Origin of the sequence: Mycobacterium sp. ITM-2016-00318 (assembly GCF_002968285.2) — a bacterium.
Lineage (GTDB): Bacteria > Actinomycetota > Actinomycetes > Mycobacteriales > Mycobacteriaceae > Mycobacterium.
The window spans coordinates 2385119-2402626 of the sequence record NZ_CP134400.1 but is presented as its reverse complement, the minus strand read 5'-3'; the positions used below and the strand labels follow the sequence as shown (position 1 = coordinate 2402626).

Annotated in this window: 19 protein-coding genes; 3 read left to right on the top strand and 16 right to left on the bottom strand. The window is 66.9% G+C overall.

Going from position 1 to position 17508, the window contains the following annotated elements; genetic code table 11:
• Positions 1 to 47 precede the first annotated feature (47 nt).
• A complete protein-coding gene (locus C6A82_RS11760; protein WP_199193616.1) occupies positions 48 to 512 on the top strand; it encodes a MarR family winged helix-turn-helix transcriptional regulator in 465 nt (154 codons plus the stop codon).
• Here C6A82_RS11760 and C6A82_RS11755 read toward each other — a convergent pair.
• Positions 509 to 1849 (bottom strand): HAMP domain-containing sensor histidine kinase, encoded by a 1341-nt coding sequence (locus tag C6A82_RS11755; RefSeq protein WP_199193617.1) that lies wholly within the window; start codon positions 1847 to 1849, stop codon positions 509 to 511. The two genes, C6A82_RS11760 and C6A82_RS11755, sit on opposite strands and share 4 nt — an antisense overlap.
• A 48-nt stretch (positions 1850 to 1897) precedes the next feature.
• Positions 1898 to 2533 carry a hypothetical protein gene (locus C6A82_RS11750; RefSeq protein ID WP_105342342.1) on the bottom strand — a complete coding sequence of 212 codons (636 nt, stop codon included), beginning with the start codon at positions 2531 to 2533 and terminating at the stop codon, positions 1898 to 1900.
• 646 nt (positions 2534 to 3179) lie between these two features.
• Here C6A82_RS11750 and C6A82_RS11745 point away from each other — a divergent pair.
• A complete protein-coding gene (locus C6A82_RS11745; protein ID WP_233216763.1) occupies positions 3180 to 3581 on the top strand; it encodes a GGDEF domain-containing protein in 402 nt (133 codons plus the stop codon).
• 71 nt (positions 3582 to 3652) lie between these two features.
• Here the strand turns inward: C6A82_RS11745 and C6A82_RS11740 are convergent, their stop codons facing one another.
• The 5 genes from C6A82_RS11740 to C6A82_RS11720 all read right to left on the bottom strand — a co-directional run bounded on the left by C6A82_RS11740 (position 3653) and on the right by C6A82_RS11720 (position 7186).
• On the bottom strand, positions 3653 to 4039 hold the full coding sequence (locus tag C6A82_RS11740; protein ID WP_105342339.1) for a DUF1304 domain-containing protein: 387 nt from the start codon (positions 4037 to 4039) through the stop codon (positions 3653 to 3655).
• Positions 4040 to 4047: 8 nt separating this feature from the next.
• On the bottom strand, positions 4048 to 5115 hold the full coding sequence (ruvB, locus tag C6A82_RS11735; RefSeq protein WP_311101797.1) for a Holliday junction branch migration DNA helicase RuvB: 1068 nt from the start codon (positions 5113 to 5115) through the stop codon (positions 4048 to 4050).
• Positions 5112 to 5705 carry a Holliday junction branch migration protein RuvA gene (gene ruvA / locus C6A82_RS11730; RefSeq protein WP_105341635.1) on the bottom strand — a complete coding sequence of 198 codons (594 nt, stop codon included), beginning with the start codon at positions 5703 to 5705 and terminating at the stop codon, positions 5112 to 5114. The genes ruvB and ruvA overlap by 4 nt, the downstream gene beginning before the upstream one ends.
• Positions 5702 to 6256: a crossover junction endodeoxyribonuclease RuvC gene (gene ruvC / locus C6A82_RS11725; protein ID WP_105341633.1), complete on the bottom strand. Its 555-nt coding sequence runs from the start codon at positions 6254 to 6256 to the stop codon at positions 5702 to 5704. The genes ruvA and ruvC overlap by 4 nt, the downstream gene beginning before the upstream one ends.
• Before the next feature lie 177 nt (positions 6257 to 6433).
• Positions 6434 to 7186 (bottom strand): YebC/PmpR family DNA-binding transcriptional regulator, encoded by a 753-nt coding sequence (locus tag C6A82_RS11720; protein WP_105341631.1) that lies wholly within the window; start codon positions 7184 to 7186, stop codon positions 6434 to 6436.
• Between the two features lie 287 nt (positions 7187 to 7473).
• On the opposite strand from C6A82_RS11720, the gene C6A82_RS11715 reads away from it, so the two are divergent.
• Complete coding sequence (locus C6A82_RS11715; RefSeq protein WP_311101796.1) at positions 7474 to 8610, top strand: GGDEF domain-containing protein; 1137 nt, start codon at positions 7474 to 7476, stop codon at positions 8608 to 8610.
• Positions 8611 to 8615: 5 nt separating this feature from the next.
• On the opposite strand, the gene pdxT is transcribed toward C6A82_RS11715, so the two are convergent.
• From pdxT to thrS, 9 genes are all read right to left on the bottom strand, one after another.
• Positions 8616 to 9212 carry a pyridoxal 5'-phosphate synthase glutaminase subunit PdxT gene (gene pdxT / locus C6A82_RS11710; protein WP_105343973.1) on the bottom strand — a complete coding sequence of 199 codons (597 nt, stop codon included), beginning with the start codon at positions 9210 to 9212 and terminating at the stop codon, positions 8616 to 8618.
• Entirely contained in the window at positions 9209 to 10057 is an 849-nt protein-coding gene (gene tesB / locus C6A82_RS11705) for an acyl-CoA thioesterase II (protein ID WP_105343971.1), read from the bottom strand. Before tesB ends, pdxT begins: the two co-directional genes overlap by 4 nt.
• A 45-nt stretch (positions 10058 to 10102) precedes the next feature.
• Complete coding sequence (gene pdxS / locus C6A82_RS11700; protein WP_105343969.1) at positions 10103 to 11014, bottom strand: pyridoxal 5'-phosphate synthase lyase subunit PdxS; 912 nt, start codon at positions 11012 to 11014, stop codon at positions 10103 to 10105.
• A gap of 92 nt (positions 11015 to 11106) precedes the next feature.
• The gene (locus C6A82_RS11695; RefSeq protein WP_105343967.1) at positions 11107 to 12141 is read right to left on the bottom strand and encodes an NUDIX domain-containing protein; all 1035 of its coding nucleotides are present in this window, start codon (positions 12139 to 12141) and stop codon (positions 11107 to 11109) included.
• On the bottom strand, positions 12142 to 13266 hold the full coding sequence (locus tag C6A82_RS11690) for a glycosyltransferase family 4 protein (RefSeq protein ID WP_105343965.1): 1125 nt from the start codon (positions 13264 to 13266) through the stop codon (positions 12142 to 12144).
• Positions 13266 to 14195: a phosphatidylinositol mannoside acyltransferase gene (locus C6A82_RS11685; protein WP_105343963.1), complete on the bottom strand. Its 930-nt coding sequence runs from the start codon at positions 14193 to 14195 to the stop codon at positions 13266 to 13268. The genes C6A82_RS11690 and C6A82_RS11685 overlap by 1 nt, the downstream gene beginning before the upstream one ends.
• 47 nt (positions 14196 to 14242) lie before the next feature.
• Positions 14243 to 14899 carry a phosphatidylinositol phosphate synthase gene (gene pgsA, locus C6A82_RS11680; protein ID WP_105343961.1) on the bottom strand — a complete coding sequence of 219 codons (657 nt, stop codon included), beginning with the start codon at positions 14897 to 14899 and terminating at the stop codon, positions 14243 to 14245.
• Positions 14896 to 15453, bottom strand: a complete 558-nt coding sequence (locus tag C6A82_RS11675) for an HIT domain-containing protein (RefSeq protein ID WP_105343959.1) — start codon at positions 15451 to 15453, stop codon at positions 14896 to 14898. Before C6A82_RS11675 ends, pgsA begins: the two co-directional genes overlap by 4 nt.
• Entirely contained in the window at positions 15450 to 17504 is a 2055-nt protein-coding gene (thrS, locus tag C6A82_RS11670) for a threonine--tRNA ligase (RefSeq protein WP_105343957.1), read from the bottom strand. The genes C6A82_RS11675 and thrS overlap by 4 nt, the downstream gene beginning before the upstream one ends.
• Between the last annotated feature and the right edge of the window lie 4 nt (positions 17505 to 17508).

The following is a 17508-nucleotide window of genomic DNA, read 5'->3' as shown; positions in this document are numbered from 1 at the left end:
TTACTTCGGTTCCCGAAACTTCGGTTTCCGTAGTATTCTCCTCCACTGTGGCGCAGTCAAGGGATCTCGCCGAGGAACGCTTGGCCATCGGGCAACTGCTGGTTCGGCTCCTGCGCGAGCTCCGGGACGACCTCGCCGCCCCCCGCGCCGACGCCGGCTACGGGGACGTACGCGAACCGCACTTCCAGATCTTCGGCAACATCCGGGCGGGCGGCATCCGGCTCACCGAGCTGGCGGAGCGCGCGCAACTGAGCCTCGCGGCCGCCTCGGAGCTCGTCAACGATCTCGCCGACCTCGGGTACCTGACCCGGCGGCCCGACCCCGCCGACGGAAGGGCGAAGCTCATCGAGCTGACCGAGCGGGGCCGCGACTTGATGGCCGACGCCGGCAACCGGGTGGCCTCGATCGAGCGCCGATGGGCGGCACTGGCAGGCGAACGGAATTTCGCGCAGATGTGCAGCACCATGCAGCGGCTGCTCGACGAGCTCGACCCGAAGGACGCCCGCGCTTAGCTCGGCGGCGGCAGCCGCAGCAACAGCCGGGCGCCGCCCATCGGGCTGGTTTCCAGCCGGGCCGTTCCGCCATGGATCTCCGCTTGCTGAGCCACCAGCGCGAGGCCGAGACCCGATCCCGAGCGCGCCGCCGTCGACCCACGGGAGAACCGGTCGAAGACAGCGGCCCGCTCCCCCTCCGGAACACCGAGGCCGTTGTCGTCGACTGTGATCTCCACACCGTGAACGGAACTGATTGCCGCAAGGCGGATTTCGGTCGCTCCACCGTGTTTCACGGCGTTGGTGATTGCGTTGTCGATCACCAGTCGCAGGCCGGCGGGCATCCCTACCATGAGCACCGTCGTCGACGAAGCCAACGACACCTCGAGGTCCGGGTAGTTGCGCACCGCATCGTGGGCGGCCCGATCCAGGAGTTCGGTGATGTCGACGGGGACGAAGTCGTCGACCGTCGTCAGCTCGCCTTGGGCCAGTCGCTCCAGCGCCGAGAGCGTGGCCTCGATGCGACTCTGGGTGCGGATGACGTCGGCGATCACTTCCTCGCGCTGTTCATCGGGAAGGTCGAGCGTGGAGAGCACCTCCAGGTTGGTGCGCATCGCGGTCAACGGTGTGCGGAGTTCGTGTGACGCCACCGCCGCAAAATCCCTTGCCGACTCGAGTGCGGCCCTGGTGCGCTGCTGTTCGTCGCCGATGCGGGCGAGCATGCCCTCGACCGCGTCGGCGATCTCGACCGCTTCCCGTACCCCGCCCACCTTCACCTCGTCGGGGTTGGATTGCGCGTTGATCACCCGGGCCTGCTGGGCGAGGACCCGGAAGGGGCTGATCATGATCAGCCACAGGGCCGAGGCGACCACCGCGGTGCCGACGATCACCCCGCCGCAGATCAGCAGCACGCGGCGGTGCAGTTCGTCTATCCTTCTCTGCGTTTCGGCCAGTGGAGCGCCGACCGCGATGGATGCCTTACCCGCGGTGAACGTGCGAACGCGGTACTCGACGCCGTCGATCGTCGTGGTGTCGTAGCCGTCATCGAACTCAGGCAGCACGATGTCCTTCGGCAGCGAAACGGTGATGCCGTCGACTCGGGCCGTGCGGATGAGTTCGCTGTTCGCAGAAGGCTTGTCGAGTCCCAGGTCATCGGAGTTGCGCAAGAGCGAACTGATGTCGCCAAGGCTACTGACCGAGTCGAGCCGACGGTCGAGCTGACTGTATTGGTCGTTGGTCACGCCGAACCAGACCCATGCGCCAAGGGTGATGACGAGACCGACCACGGCAAGAGCCGCGACGATGACGATGATGCGCAACGACAGGACGCGCGCCAGCAGCCGGGAGAGCCACCTGATCAGACGCACGAGGGCACAGTGCCACCCCGCGTGAGCAGACGCAAAACCCTAGCGGTGGGCGAGTCGGTCGCCGCGGCGGAACAGTCCACCCAGCGAGCGATGGCGGCGTGAGTGCGTCTCCTCGGCCGGCTGGATCTCGGTGACGTCGTCGGAGGCCACCGGCTCCTCGGTCACGGGGAGCGCCGAGCGCTGCGCGTACTCGATGTCGCGAGCGCTGCGGACCGACAGCCGGCCAAGAGCGATCGCGCCGAGGAAGATGATCAGTGCGCCGAGTCCGTAGAAGTAGGCCAGTTCAAGAACCACCCGCTTGGTCTCGGTCGCGGCGACCGGGGCGCCGGCATTGCCGAGGCCCAGCGGAGCTGCGAGGGCCCGCCCCACGACGAACCAGGCCCCTGCCAGCACCGTCAACCACCCGCCGAGCATCGCGGTGAACCGGTTGCGGGAACTCAACAGCAGGAAGCCGCCGACGACCGTCACCGCGCCCGGCAGCACCTCGAGCCACCCGCGCGCCGCCGTCCACGTCCACTCCCGGTCGGGGCTGAATGCGAAGTCGAACAACGGGCCAACGAACGGGACGAGAGCGCCCCAGAGGCCCAACAGAATCAGCAGGAAGCCACTTGCGGCGCCGCGACTGCGGGGCATCTGCATCCGGCCGCCGCGGTTGTGAACACGCGTTTCACGCATTGTGATATCTCCTCGGTCCCCGACGGTGTACTCCCGAACGCCAGCGGAGTACCCCGACACGCGCACGTGTAATCGACAGCGGTGCGTCGAGAGGGTGTCGGCATGCCGCCGACCAGCGCGCCCGCGCGAGATCTGCTCGCCGACGGCGCGGGGATGCTTGCGGGGCGCCCCGACCCCGACACGGCCGTCCCCGTCATTCGATAATTGCTGACTACCAGATCAGCAAACGTCCTTAGACTGCCAAAGTGGGCTGGATACGGGAATGGTGGGTGCAGCCCGACCACTACCGTTGGTTGTCAGGCTATTTGGGATATCGGAATCTTCGCGGCTTCACCCGCCGCATGATGGCCATCGTGGTGGTCTCGCTCGGCGCCGTGCAGGTCCTAACCATGTGGACGCCGATCGGTCCGCACAGCCACGGGCCAGTGGGTAATTGGCGTCCTCGTCACAGTTTGCTGTATCGCGATGGCAGTGATGTGGCTCCTCGGATGGCCCAGCAGTCGCCAATCGGTTCTCTTCGTGTTGCTCGCCAATGCGTGCCTCGTCTTGTCCTGCGTCAACTACAACTCTCCCGCCATGTCGCCGATCGGCGAGCGAACTCATCTATGCGTCGAACGATGCCGCCGCGCCGTTCCTGTCGCTGATCATGCTGGATCTCGACCGCTTCAAAGAGGTCAACGACACCAGGGGGCATACCACCGGCGACCGCATCCTCGCCGCAGTCGCCGACAAACTGCGGCACGCCACCAGCGGGCGTGCCGTTGTCGCCCGAGTCGGCGGCGAGGAGTTCCTGATCGCGGAGATGATCCAGTCCGGCGAGGCCCACACGATCGCGGAACGTCTGAGGGAAGCCGTCGCAGAGATCCCCTGGGGCGCGACGGCGAGTGTCGGTGTTGCCAGCGTCACCCGGATCGGCTCAGCCACTCTCGACGCCAGAGCCGTCATCGAGCAGTTGGTCGAAGCCGCCGACAGCGCGATGTACGTCGCGAAACGGGCCGGCGGGAACCAGACGCGGCACGCCGACCGGAGCGCGATTCACAGCCGATAGACAGGCCGTTCGGGACGCCGGAGATCATCGTGAAGCACGCGACGACCTGGAGCTGCTCGGGCTGCTCTGATCTACGTCGCAACAGCCACCGCAAGGAGAACCACCGCGACCAGCGGGAAGACTCCTTGCGTGATAGCGGCCCGCGCCTTGTCGGGCGATGAAGCGAGCAGCACCGCCGCCGCCGCGAGCATCGACCCGACGCCTGCGAAGGTCAGCGCGGCACCGACGGTGGTGTGCCCCAGACATATCGCCACGATGCCGACCGCGGACACGATGGCCAGGAACAAGTTGTAGAAACCCTGGTTGAACGCAAGCAGTTTGGTGGTCTCGGCCTCCTCGGCCGTGGTGCCGAACGTCGCGCGGGTGCGCGGCGACGTCCATGTCAAAGACTCCATCACGAAGATGTAGACGTGCAGCAGCGCGGCGAGTGCCGCGAAAATCACAGCTGCGGTGAGCATCGCGCCTCCTATTCGAACAGCCCCTGCTGTCCCAGCCCGGTCATTCCGCTGGGCGGGCTCATCCCGAGGTGCGTCCACGCCTGCGCCGTGGCGACCCGGCCTCGTGGCGTGCGCGCGAGCATTCCGGCGCGCACCAGGAACGGCTCGCACACCTCCTCGACCGTGGTGGCTTCCTCGCCGACCGCGACCGCGAGCGTCGACACCCCGACAGGGCCGCCGCCGAAGCTGCGGGTCAGCGCCGACAACACGGCACGGTCCAGTCGGTCAAGGCCGAGCTCGTCGACGTCGTAGACCTCGAGCGCGTACTTCGCGATATCGCGCGTGATCACCCCGTCGGCCCGAACCTCGGCGTAGTCCCGCACCCTGCGCAGCAGCCGGTTGGCGATCCGTGGCGTTCCCCTTGACCGCCGGGCGATTTCGGCTCCGGCCTCCGACCCCAGCTCGATGCCCAAAATGCCCGCCGAACGCGTCAGGACGCGCTCCAGCTCGGCGGGCTCGTAGAAATCCATGTGGGCGGTGAAGCCGAACCGGTCACGCAGCGGACCGGTCAGCGCACCCGACCGGGTGGTGGCCCCGACAAGGGTGAAGGGTGCGACGTCGAGCGGAATCGACGTTGCGCCAGGGCCTTTCCCGACGATGATGTCGACGCGAAAGTCCTCCATGGCGAGGTACAGCATCTCCTCGGCGGGCCGGGCGATGCGATGGATCTCGTCGATGAACAGCACGTCGCCTTCAACGAGGTTGGACAGCATCGCCGCCAGGTCGCCGGCCCGCTCGAGCGCGGGACCCGACGTCACCCGCAGTGCCGAGCCCAGTTCCGCGGCGATGATCATCGCCAGCGACGTCTTGCCGAGCCCCGGCGGGCCGGACAGAAGAATGTGATCCGGTGTGCCGCCGCGATTCTTGGCGCCCTCGATGACGAGCTGCAATTGCTCGCGCACCCGGGGCTGTCCGATGAACTCGCCGAGCGACCGCGGCCGAAGGCTTGCGTCGATATCGCCTTCGCCGACGGTCAGCGCGGCCGAGACGTCACGCTCGTCGTGTTCGCCCTCGTCGTCCTCGGTGAAGCGACTCATGACTTGTTACCCAGCATCGAGAGGGCCGATCGCAACGCCGTCGACTGCGTCGCCTCCGGCTCGTTGGCCAACACCTTGTCGGTGGCCTCCTCGGCGTGTTTGAGCGCAAAGCCAAGTCCGACAAGGGCTTCCACCACCGGACCGCGTACCGCATGGCCGTTGACGGAGGGCAACCCCACGGCAGCCCCCACAGCGCCGACCTTGTCCCGCAGTTCGAGCACCATCCGTTCGGCGCTGCGCTTGCCGATCCCCGGCACCCTGGTCAAGGCGGTGACGTCGCTGTCGGCCAGTGCCTGTCGCAGTGCGGGTGCGTCGTGCACGGCCAGCGTGGCCAGTGCGATCTTCGGCCCGACACCGGAAACCGAGAGCAGGGTCGTGAACAGGTCGCGTGCGTCGGCATCGGCGAAGCCGTACAGCGTCATCGAGTCCTCGCGCACGATCATCGCGGTGACCAGTCGGGCTTCGGTCCCCCGCCGCAGCGTGGACAGCGTCGACGGCGTCGCGTTGATGCGGTAGCCGACCCCGCTCGCCTCGATGACGGCGTGATCGAGTGCCACGTCGAGGACTTCACCGCGTATGGATGCGATCATCGTGCCGCCTTGAGTCGTGCCCGGTATTTCTTCTGCTGTTGCGCGGCCATCGCTTCGGCCGCCGCCATCCGTGCCAGCATCGGTGCGCGCCAACAGTGGCAGATGGCGAGTGCCAACGCGTCCGCCGCGTCCGCGGGTGTCGGCTTGGTCTGCAGCGTGAGGATTCTGGTCACCATCGCCGTGACCTGAGCCTTGTCGGCGTTGCCGTTGCCGGTGACCGCGGCCTTCACTTCGCTGGGGGTGTGGAAATGGACGTCGATGCCGCGCTTGGCGGCGGCCAGCGCCACCACCCCGCCCGCCTGCGCGGTGCCCATCACCGTGGACACGTTCTGCTGAGAGAACACTCGCTCGATCGCCACCACGTCGGGGCAGTGGGTGTCCATCCAGTGATCGACCGCGTCACTGATAACCAGCAGGCGCCGATGCAGCGGCAGGTCCGACGGCGTGCGCACGACATCCACGTCGAGCGCGATGACCTGCCGGCCCTTTCCGCTTTCGATGACGGAAAGCCCGCAGCGCGTCAGCCCGGGATCGACACCCATAACGCGCACGCAACCACCTCTTGAGTGAACACCTGTTCGACGGCAGCCTAGCGTGGTTGACCGACGTGACCTGGAAAAGACACGCCGTCTTCTCTGCTCGCCCGACCGCGAGGACGCGTTGAGACTGCGCTGAGGCAGAAGAAGTTCGAGTGACGGCCTGCGTCGTTGCAGTCTCAGCGCTGACGATCAGTCCTCGATCTGCGCGAGCACTTCGTCCGGGATGTCGGCGTTGGTGAAGACATCCTGGACGTCGTCGCTGTCCTCGAGCGCATCGACGAGCTTCATGATCTTGCGCGCACCGTCGGCGTCCAGCGGCACGGACACCGACGGCTGGAACCCGGCCTCGGCGGATTCGTAGTCGATGCCCGCATCCTGCAGCGCCGTGCGAACCACCACCAGATCACCCGGTTCGCAGATGATTTCGAAGCTCTCGCCCAGATCGTCGATCTCCTCGGCACCCGCTTCGAGCACAGCGGTGAGCACGTCGTCCTCCGTCAGGCCGTTCTTCTCGAGCGTGACGACACCCTTGCGGGAGAACAGGTAGGACACCGAGCCGGGGTCGGCCATGTTGCCGCCGTTGCGTGTCATGGCGACGCGTACTTCGCCCGCGGCGCGGTTGCGGTTGTCGGTGAGGCACTCGACGAGCACCGCGACGCCGTTGGGTCCGTAGCCCTCGTAGGTGATGTTCTGCCAGTCCGCGCCGCCGGCCTCCTCGCCCGCACCGCGCTTGCGCGCCCGCTCGATGTTGTCGTTGGGCACCGAGTTCTTCTTGGCCTTCTGGATGGCGTCATACAGCGTCGGATTGCCCGTCGGGTCCCCGCCGCCGGTCCGCGCCGCCACCTCGATGTTCTTGATCAGCTTGGCGAAGTTCTTGCCTCGCCGGGCATCGATGATCGCCTTCTTGTGCTTGGTGGTGGCCCACTTGGAATGGCCGCTCATGCGTGTACTACCTCTTTCACTACTGATTCGGGGTAGATGAAGTCCGAGCAACGAGTCTACGTGGACGTTTATGCCCAACGGCGCCGCGTCTGGCGTCAGCACCGCGACGGCCGTTTTCGTGGCGGCCGTGTTATCGACCGGCTCGAACGCCAAAAACGCGCGGGAATTGACTGAGCAATTTCTGCGCCCGGCTCTGAAACGGATCGAACAAATCCGGCGGACGCGATCGTGCGTTGGCCTAATTGCTACTCTGCGTGAGTGCCTCCGCCCCGCCATTTCAGTCGCCGATGAACACGGCGCAAAGATGGTGGCGCGGCCTTGATCACTACTACTGGTTGACCGCCTTCCTCGCCGCGCGTGGCCTTCAGCAGACGACATGTCGCCTCGTTGCGCTGGTGATTCTCGCGATGAGCGCCATCTCGCTGACGCTGATCTGGAGCCCGACCGGACCCCAAGGCTCCGTCAACCGGTTCTTGGCTGTCGCTGTCGCCGTGTGTTGCTGGGGATTAGCTGCATTGTGGCTGCGCGGCCGCTGGCCGACGGTCATCGAATCCCGGATTTGTGTATGCGTGGGAGCGGTCTGTATTGCCGTCTCGTGTCTGATCCAGACCGATGCGCTGAGCGGCCTGTTCGGTGCGACCGCATTCACACTCGTGGCAATCTACTCCGCCGTTTTCCACACCACGCGTTGGCTGGCGATCACCTGGATCGCCACCGGCGTCACCCTCGCCGTGCTGGCCTTTCGGCTGGCGTCGTTCAGCATCGCCTTCGCCGTCTCCTCGGTGCTGTTGGTCGGCTTCATCATCGTGTTCGTCTCGCTGACCGGCCGGGCCGCGATCTGGCTCGTCGACGCGGACATCCTGCATGAGAACTTCGAACCGCTCACCGGGATGTTCAACCGCGAAGGCTTCTACGAGAAGGCGACGACGCTGCTGGCCTCGCGCAGCCGCGGCGACGATCGGTTCGTGGCGATCTCCGTGATCAATCTGGACAGCTTCTCCTTGGTTGGCGAGTTCTCCGGCGTTGCCGGCTCCAACCGGGCTCGAGTCGAGATCGCCGCACGGCTGCGCGAAACGGCGCGACGCGACGCCGTGCTCGCACACATCGCCGACTCGGAGTTCGTGATCGCCGACCTCTTCGAGAGCAACGACGCGTCCGCGCTGATCGAACGAGTCCGGGGCACGATCGCCGGTGCGCCGTCGCATTTGTCGGCCAGCATCGGGGTGGTGACCACCCCCCTGCAGCCGCTCGTGGCGCTGCCGCCGCACGAAGTGCTCGACGAGCTTTTGTCGATCGCCACCAACGCGATGTACGAATCACGCAAGGGCGGCGGCAATCGGGCCACCTACGTCAGGAACCCCACGCTCACGGTCCTCGATGATTCGGGCGGCGACGAATGGTTCGGCAACGAGGAACCCGCGTAGCGGGTTCAGACGCGGCCGGTGACCATGTCGACGAACAGCCGGTGGATGCGACGGTCGCCGGTCATCTCCGGGTGAAACGCCGTCGCGAGCATCTTGTCCTGGCGCACGGCGACGATATGCTCTCCTGCCCGGCCGAGCACCCGCACCTCGGGACCGACGCGTTCGACCCACGGCGCCCTGATGAACACCGCATGCACCGAGCTTTCCAGCCCTTCGAAGTCGATATCACCCTCGAACGAGTCGACCTGTCGGCCGAACGCGTTGCGCCGCACCGTCATATCGATCCCCTTGAGCGGAGCCGCGTCCCGTCCGGCCGCGCCGGCATCCAGTATCTCGGTGGCGAGCAGGATCATGCCGGCGCACGAACCGTAGGCCGGCATACCCTCGGCGAGCCTGGCCCGCACCGGATCGAGCAGCTCCAAATCACGGAGCAGATGCGTCATCGCGGTGGACTCCCCGCCAGGGATGACCAATGCGTCGGCCGAGTCGAGTTCGGCCCGGCGCCGGACCGTGAACGCCTCGGCGCCCGCCTCCCGCAGCGCGGCCAGATGCTCGCGGGTGTCACCCTGCAGCGCCAACACGCCGACGCGGGGTCCGCTCACTGCCGCGCCGACGTGAAATCGCGCTTGTAGCGGGTCAACCCCTCCTGCATGACGGCGGCCACCATCTCGCCTGACTGGGTGAAAATCTTGCCCTGTGTCAGCGATCGGCCGCCCGAGGCCGACGGCGAGGACTGGTCGTACAGCAGCCATTCGTCGGCGCGGAACGGGCGCATGAACCACATCGCGTGGTCCAGCGACGCAACCATCAGGTGCTTGCGTTCCTCGAGGTGGTTCACCTGCGCAGAACCCAACAATGTCAGGTCGCTCATGTAGGCCAGCGCGCAGATGTGCAGCACCGGATCGTCGGGCAGCGGGTCGCGGTGCCGGAACCACACCTGCTGCTGCGACGCCTTGTGGGTTGACAGCTTGAGCTGGTCGCGTGGCACTATCCGGACATCCCACTCGGCGAACTGCTGGAACCCAGCATCATCGAAGATCCCACCCCGGGAGATGAAGTTGGGCAGGTCGTCGGGCGGTACGGCGAACGGCACCGCGTCCTGGTGCTCGATGCCGCTCTGGTCGGTCTGAAACGACGCCGACATCGAGAAGATGGTCTCGCCGTGCTGGATCGCGTTGACGCGCCGGGTGACGAACGAACCGCCGTCGCGCAGCCGTTCGACGATGAACACCGTCGCCGCCTTGGCATCGCCGGGCCTCAGAAAATAGCCGTGCAGCGAGTGCACCTGAAACTGCGGATCGACGGTGCGCACTGCGGACACCAACGACTGCCCCGCGACGTGACCGCCGAATGTCCGCTGCAGGAAGCCGGATTCGGGACTGAACACGCCACCGCGGTAGATGTTGACCTCGAGCTGCTCGAGATCAAGGATCTCCTCGATCGCCATCTATTCTTGTTCTTCGCGCAAGCGGCTCATCACAGCAGCAAGTCTTTACCAGCCGCGCTCGGCGAGCCGATGCGGGGCGGCGATCTCCTCGACGTTGATGCCAACCATGGCCTCGCCCAGCCCGCGCGACACCTTGGCCAGCACGTCGGGGTCGTCGTAGAACGTGGTGGCCTTGACGATCGCGGCTGCCCGCGAGGCGGGATCGCCGGACTTGAAGATGCCCGAGCCGACGAACACGCCCTCGGCGCCGAGCTGCATCATCATCGCGGCGTCGGCGGGGGTGGCGATGCCACCGGCGGTGAACAGAGTGACCGGCAGCTTGCCTGCCCGCGCCACCTCGGCGACGAGCTCGTATGGCGCCTGCAATTCCTTTGCCGCGACGTACATCTCGTCGTCGGACAGCGATGTCAGCCGACGGATCTCGCCGCCGATTTTGCGCATGTGCGTGGTCGCGTTGGACACGTCACCGGTGCCCGCCTCACCCTTGCTGCGAATCATCGCCGCGCCCTCGGTGATGCGGCGCAGCGCCTCGCCCAGGTTCGTCGCACCGCACACGAACGGCACGGTGAACTTCCACTTGTCGATGTGGTTGGCGTAGTCGGCCGGGGTGAGCACCTCGGACTCGTCGACGTAGTCCACGCCGAGGCTCTGCAGAATCTGCGCCTCGACGAAATGGCCGATGCGAGCCTTGGCCATCACCGGAATGGTGACTGCCGAGATGATGCCCTCGATCATGTCGGGGTCGCTCATGCGCGACACCCCGCCCTGGGCCCGGATGTCGGCGGGCACGCGTTCCAGCGCCATCACCGCAACGGCGCCTGCGCCCTCGGCGATACGAGCCTGCTCGGGAGTGACGACGTCCATGATCACGCCGCCCTTGAGCATCTCGGCCATGCCGCGCTTGACCCGCGCGGTGCCGGTCTGCGCCGACCCGTTCGATCCAGCTGCGGTTTCCACTGCTATCTCCTCCAAATCGCTACGGAACCAGTCTAGAGGGGACGGCAAATCCGTTGAATCCGGTGCGCACGCGAGGAGCAATGCGGTTCCGGTCAGCGGATCGACTGCAGTTGTCGCTGCGGTCCAACGCCTCGGGCATCGGCCAGCGCGTTCGCCTCTGAAAGCAACTCGCCGAGCTGTAGCGGATAGACGGTCTCCCCTTCGGCGACCAGCTCGTCGATCATTGTCGCATCGCACCAGCGGTGCCCGTGAATGTAGCGGCGTTCCAGGGCCGTCCTGCCGGTCGCCACCGGCTCGAAGCGACCGGTGCGGTGCACAAAGAACATCTCCTCGCTGCGGATGACAGAGCCGTTGAAGTCGATGACCGCGTCCCGTCGCCATACCGGCCCGATCATCTCGGCAGGGGCTACGCGCAGGCCGGTCTCCTCGTCGAGTTCGCGTACCGCGGCCTCGGTCAGCGTCTCCCCCGGCTGCACCGCGCCCCCGACGGTGAACCACCAGCGCGGCGCCGGGCCGTCGGACCCGTCCGGTCGTGCGGGATCCGAGCCGCAGAACAGCAGCACCGCCCCGGCCTCGTCGAGCAGCACCACCCGCGCCGACGTCCGACGGCTGACCACCCCCACATCGCGGTCGGCATGTTCGGCGATCTCGAAATAGGTTGGTAGTGAGGCGGTTCCACCCAGTCGGAGCCAGCGGACCGCGGGTCGCTCACGCAACGTGAGCGTGTCGCGCACCGCGTCGTTGTGGAAACGGCGGGCCAGTGTCACCCGCGCCTCGGCGTCGGCCAGTTCAGCCACGAGCGCCACCGGCAACGAAACGGGGTCGACGAGCGCGAGCGCGGCCGAGAGTTCGTTCTCGGCGGCCTCCCTGTCGGCCCGGTGCACCCGCTCGGCGGTGGCGGCCAGCGCGGCTAGGCGCCGGCCTTCCGGGCCCGCGCCGTAGGCGTCCACGGCCACCGCGCGGGCGACCACGGCCCGGCGGGCGAGCGCACCGTCGAGCGCCTGCCAGGACAGGTCGGAGCGGACGTGCAGCCGGTCGAGCCGATGTGCCGTCTGATACGCCCACGCACCGACCGCCACCAGCACCACCAGGAGGAGGACCACGACCGCGATCACGACAGCGGTCACTTAGCTCGCCACCTGCACTTTGGCGCCCGCCCCGGCGACGGTTTCATAGACCCGCAGAATCTGGCCCGCCACCACCGACCAGTCGTACTGACGGACCGCCGCACTCGCGGCATCGATGTAGCGGTCGCGCGCGGCGTCGTTATCCAGAACCTCGATGAGGCCCTCGGCGAGCCCGTCGGCGTCATCCACCGGCACAAGCCGGCCCGCCTTGCCGTCCTCCAGCACCCGCCGGAACGCGTCGAGGTCGCTGGCCACCACGGCGGTACCCGCGGCCATCGCCTCGACCAGCACGATGCCGAAGCTCTCCCCGCCGGTGTTGGGCGCGCAATAGACGTCGACGCTGCGCAGCGCCGATGCCTTTTCCGTCTCATCGACCTGGCCGAGGAAACGCAGATGGTCGGCGAGCGGCCCGGCCGCCTCACGCAGTTCGTCTTCATCGCCGCGGCCCACGATCAGGATCTCGATGTCATCGAACCGCTCGGTCAGTGCGGGCAGCGCGCCGATCAGCACCGCCATCCCCTTGCGCGGTTCGTCGAACCGGCCGAGGAACAGCACCGACTTGCCGGGGCGCGGATATCCGTCCAGCCGGGGCGCCGAGGCGAACGAACCGACATCGACACCGTTGGGGATCTGGACGGCATCGGAGCCCAGCGCTTCCATCTGCCACCGCCTGGCCAGATCCGAGACGGCGATGCGACCGACGATCTTCTCGTGGTAGGGCCGCAGAATGCCCTGAAAGACGCTGAGCGTGAACGATTTCGTCGTCGAGGTGTGGAAGGTCGCGACGATGGGCCCCTCCGCGGCCTGCAATGCCAGCATCGACAGGCTCGGGGCGTTCGGCTCGTGCAGGTGCAGGACGTCGAACTCGCCTTCAGTCAGCCAGCGCTTGACCTTGCGGTGCGTGGCCGGACCGAACCGCAGCCGCGCGACCGAGCCGTTGTACGGAATTGGAACGGCCTTGCCGCCGGACACCACGTAGTCGGGCAGTTCGACATGCGGGGACGACGGCGCAAGCACGCTGACCTCGTGGCCGCGCTCACGCATGACCTCCGCCAGCTGCAGCACATGGGACTGCACACCGCCGGGGACGTCGAACGAGTACGGGCACACCATTCCGATGCGCATCAGGTGTCGCCCCTGAGCGTGGCCTGCCGTTCGGCGGAAAGATCGGCCAGCCACTGCGGCTGCATCATGTGCCAGTCCTCGGGGTGGGCCGCGATACCCCTGGCGAACCGGTCGGCCATCGCCTGGGTGATGACGGTGATGTCGCCCGACGACGTGTCCAGGGGGCCGGCCACGTCGAAAACCCAACTGTCGCGGGTGTTGTAGCAGTGCGTCGGCAGCACCACGGCACCCGTCTCGATCGCCAGCTTCGCCGAACCGGCGGGCATCCTGGTCGGCTCACCGAAGAAGTCCACCTCCACACCGGAGCGGGTGAGGTCGCGATCGGCCATCAGGCAGACGATCTTGTTGTCGCGCAGGCGCTCGACGAGCACTTCGTAGGGCGGACGCTCGCCGCCGGTCAGCGGGAGCATCTCGAAGCCCAGGCTTTCCCGGTAGTCCATGAACCGCTTGTAAAGCGATTCCGGCTTCAGGCGTTCGGCGACAGTGGTGAAGGTGCCGAAGTGCTGAACCATCCACACCCCGGCCATATCCCAGTTCCCGCTGTGCGGCAGCGGCATGATCACGCCCCGGCCCGCGTCGAGCCCCGCATGGATCAGTTCGCGGCCGAGCAGGCACGGCTCCAGCTTCGGCCGGAGCTTCTTCTTGTCCATCGACGGCAACCGGAACGCCTCCCGCCAGTACCTGGCGTACGAGGCGAGCGACGCGCGAATGAGATCCCCGGGCACCCGGGCCGGCTCGACACCGAGGACGCGCGCCAGGTTCTTGCGTAGCTGCTCAGGACCGCCGTTGCGGGATGCGTAGATGGCGCCCGCATCGAATGCGTTGCGCGCCAGCAGCTCCGGCATCGCCCGCACGACGCGCCAGCCTGCGGCATAACCCAGATCGCTGACCTGGCCCCCGATCGAGAAGCGGCTGCCACCGTCGCGCACGCGATGAGCAGAAGAGCCATCCGCCTGCGGTCCCGTCGGGGATGCGGTCACTGTTCTTCCCCGTGCTCGGTCTTCTGCAGCGGGTCCATCGCCCCCGGCGAGGTGCGCACGGTGTGCACACGTTGACCGAGGGTGATCAGGCTGGCCACCGCGAGCAACCAGGCGGCGACATGCAGCAGCCACGGGATGTGCAGGAACCACACACCCGACAGCCCTGCGCCGGTCAGGATGATGGCCAGGCGTTCGGGTCTCTCGATGAGGCCGCCGTCGCCGCTCAGCCCGCTGGCCTCCGCGCGCGCCTTGATGTAGGAGATCACCTGCGACGTGACCAGGCAGATCATCAGTGCCACCGTCAGCGACGTACTCCGTGCCCCGAACGCTGCCCACCACAGCAGCCCGCAGAAGATCGCTCCGTCGCCGATCCGGTCGCAGGTGGCGTCGAGCACCGCGCCGAACCGCGTGCCGCCGCCACTCTGCCGCGCCATCGCACCGTCGAGCATGTCGGCCAACACGAAAACGAAGATCGCGAAGGAGCCCCACCACAGTTGGCCGATGGGATACAGCGTCAGCGCCGCGATGACCGCGCCCGCCGTGCCGATCATCGTGATGCTGTCAGGCGTGAAGCCCACACGCAGTGCGGCCTTGGCGACCGGCGTCGAAATCTTCGCGTACGCCGCGCGCGTCATCAGGTAGAAGTCGCTCACGACTGGTTGGCCCATTCCGTTGCGAGCAACTCGCGGGTCTCGCGCAGCAGCTGCGGGACCACCTTGGAGCCGCCGATTATCGTGATGAAATTGGCGTCACCGCTCCACCGCGGCACCACGTGCATGTGCAGGTGCTCGGCAAGCGAGCCGCCCGCCGACTTGCCGAGGTTGAGTCCCACGTTGAAGCCGTGCGGCTTCGACACCGCCTTGATCACCCGAATGACCTTCTGGGTGACCGTCATCAGCTCGACGCTCTCCTCCTGGGTGAGGTCCTCGAGCTCGGACACCCGTCGGTACGGCACCACCATCGAGTGGCCCGGGTTGTACGGGTAGAGGTTCAGCACCACATAGACCGCTTCGCCGCGTGCCACGACGAGGCCGTCCTCGTCGTTGAGCGTCGGGATGTCGGTGAACGGCTGCGTGGAGGCGGCAGACCCGCCCTTCATCGGAGCCTCCGCCAGGTAGTTCATCCGGTAGGGCGTCCAGAGTCGCTGCAGGTGATCGGGCTCGCCGACGCCGTGGTCGACGACCCTGCCTTCCTCGTCACCGGTCACGTCGGAGTGGCCGCCTTCATCAGTTCGGCTGTGGGGGCGGCGTTTTCCCGGTCGGCGATCCACCGCGCGATCGTCTCGACCGCCTCGTCGCGAGGCACGCCGTTGACCTGGCTGCGGTCACCGAACCGAAAGCTCACCGCACCCGCGTCGACGTCGCGGTCGCCGGCCAGCAGCATGAACGGCACCTTCTGGTTGTTGTGGTTGACGATCTTCTTCGCCATCCGATCGTCGCTGGTGTCGACCTCGACCCTGATGCCGCGTGAGCTCAGTTGCTCCGCAACGGATTCAAGGTATTCGATGTGGCCGTCGGCGACCGGGATCCCGACCACCTGCACCGGCGCCAACCACGCCGGGAACGCGCCCGCATAGTGCTCGGTGAGGATGCCGAAGAACCGCTCGATCGAGCCGAACAGCGCGCGGTGGATCATCACCGGGCGCTGCCTGCTGCCGTCGGCGGCGGTGTACTCCAGGTCGAATCGCTCCGGGAAGTTGAAGTCCAGCTGGATCGTCGACATCTGCCAGCTTCGACCGAGCGCGTCCTTGACCTGAACGGAGATCTTCGGGCCGTAGAAGGCGGCGCCGCCCGGATCGGGCGCCAGGTCGAGTCCGGAGGCCGCGCCGACTTCGGCCAGCACACTGGTGGCTTCGGACCACATGTCGTCGGAGCCGACGAACTTGTTCGGATCCTTGGTCGACAGCTCCAGATAGAAGTCGGTCAGCCCGTAGTCGCCGAGCAGATCGAGCACGAACCGCAGCAGCGACGTCAGCTCATCGCGCATCTGCTCGCGGGTGCAGTAGATGTGCGAATCGTCCATCGTCAGGCCGCGCACGCGGGTCAACCCGTGCACCACACCAGACAGCTCATACCGGTACACGGTGCCGAACTCGAAGAGCCGCAACGGAAGTTCACGATAGGACCGTCCGCGCGACCGGTAGATCAGGCAGTGCATCGGGCAGTTCATCGGCTTGAGGAAGTAGTCCTGCCCCGGCTTGCGCACCGTGCCATCGGGATTGAACTCGGCGTCGAGATGCATCGGCGGGAACATGCCGTCGGAGTACCAGTCCAGGTGTCCGGAGATCTTGAACAGCTCCGCCTTGGTGATGTGCGGGCTGTTGACGAACTGGTAGCCGGCTTGGCTGTGCTTGCGCCGCGAGTAGTCCTCCAGTTCGCGCCTGATGATGCCGCCCTTGGGGTGGAATACCGCCAAGCCCGAACCGATTTCGTCGGGGAAACTGAACAGGTCCAGTTCGGCGCCGAGCCTACGGTGGTCGCGGCGCTGCGCTTCCTCGATCAACTCGAGGTGGTGGTCGAGGGCCTCCTGCGACTCCCACGCGGTGCCGTAGATTCGTTGCAGGCTGGCGTTGTTCTGGTCGCCGCGCCAGTACGCGGCCGAGCTGCGGGTCAGCTTGAACGCCGGGATGAACTTCGTCGTCGGAATGTGCGGGCCGCGGCATAGATCACCCCAAATGCGTTCGCGGGTGCGCGGATTGAGGTTGTCGTAGGCGGTGAGCTCGTCGCCGCCGACCTCCATCACCTCGGGATCGCCGGACTTGTCGTCGACGAGCTCCAGCTTGAAGGGCTCGCCGGCGAGCTCTTCGCACGCTTGGTCTTTCGACTCGTACACGCGTCGGGAGAACAGCTGGCCGTCTTTGACGATCTGACGCATGCGCTTCTCCAGCGCCTCCAGATCCTCGGGGGTGAACGCCTGCGCCACGTCGAAGTCGTAGTAGAAGCCGTCGGTGATCGGTGGTCCGATACCGAGCTTGGCCTCGGGGAACAGCTCCTGCACCGCCTGCGCCAGCACGTGGGCCGCCGAATGCCTGATCACGCTTCGACCGTCGTCGGTGTCCGCGGCGACCGGCGTGACCTCGACGTCGGCCTCGGGCACCCAGCTCAGGTCACGGAGTCGGCCTTCGGCGTCCCGGACGACCACCACCGCGTCGGGCGCCCCGCGACTGGGCAGCCCCGCCTCGCGAACAGCTGCCGCCGCGGTCGTCCCGGCAGCGACCCGGATCGGGGCTGCTGGGGCGGGGCTTGGGGCGGCGCTCATCGGT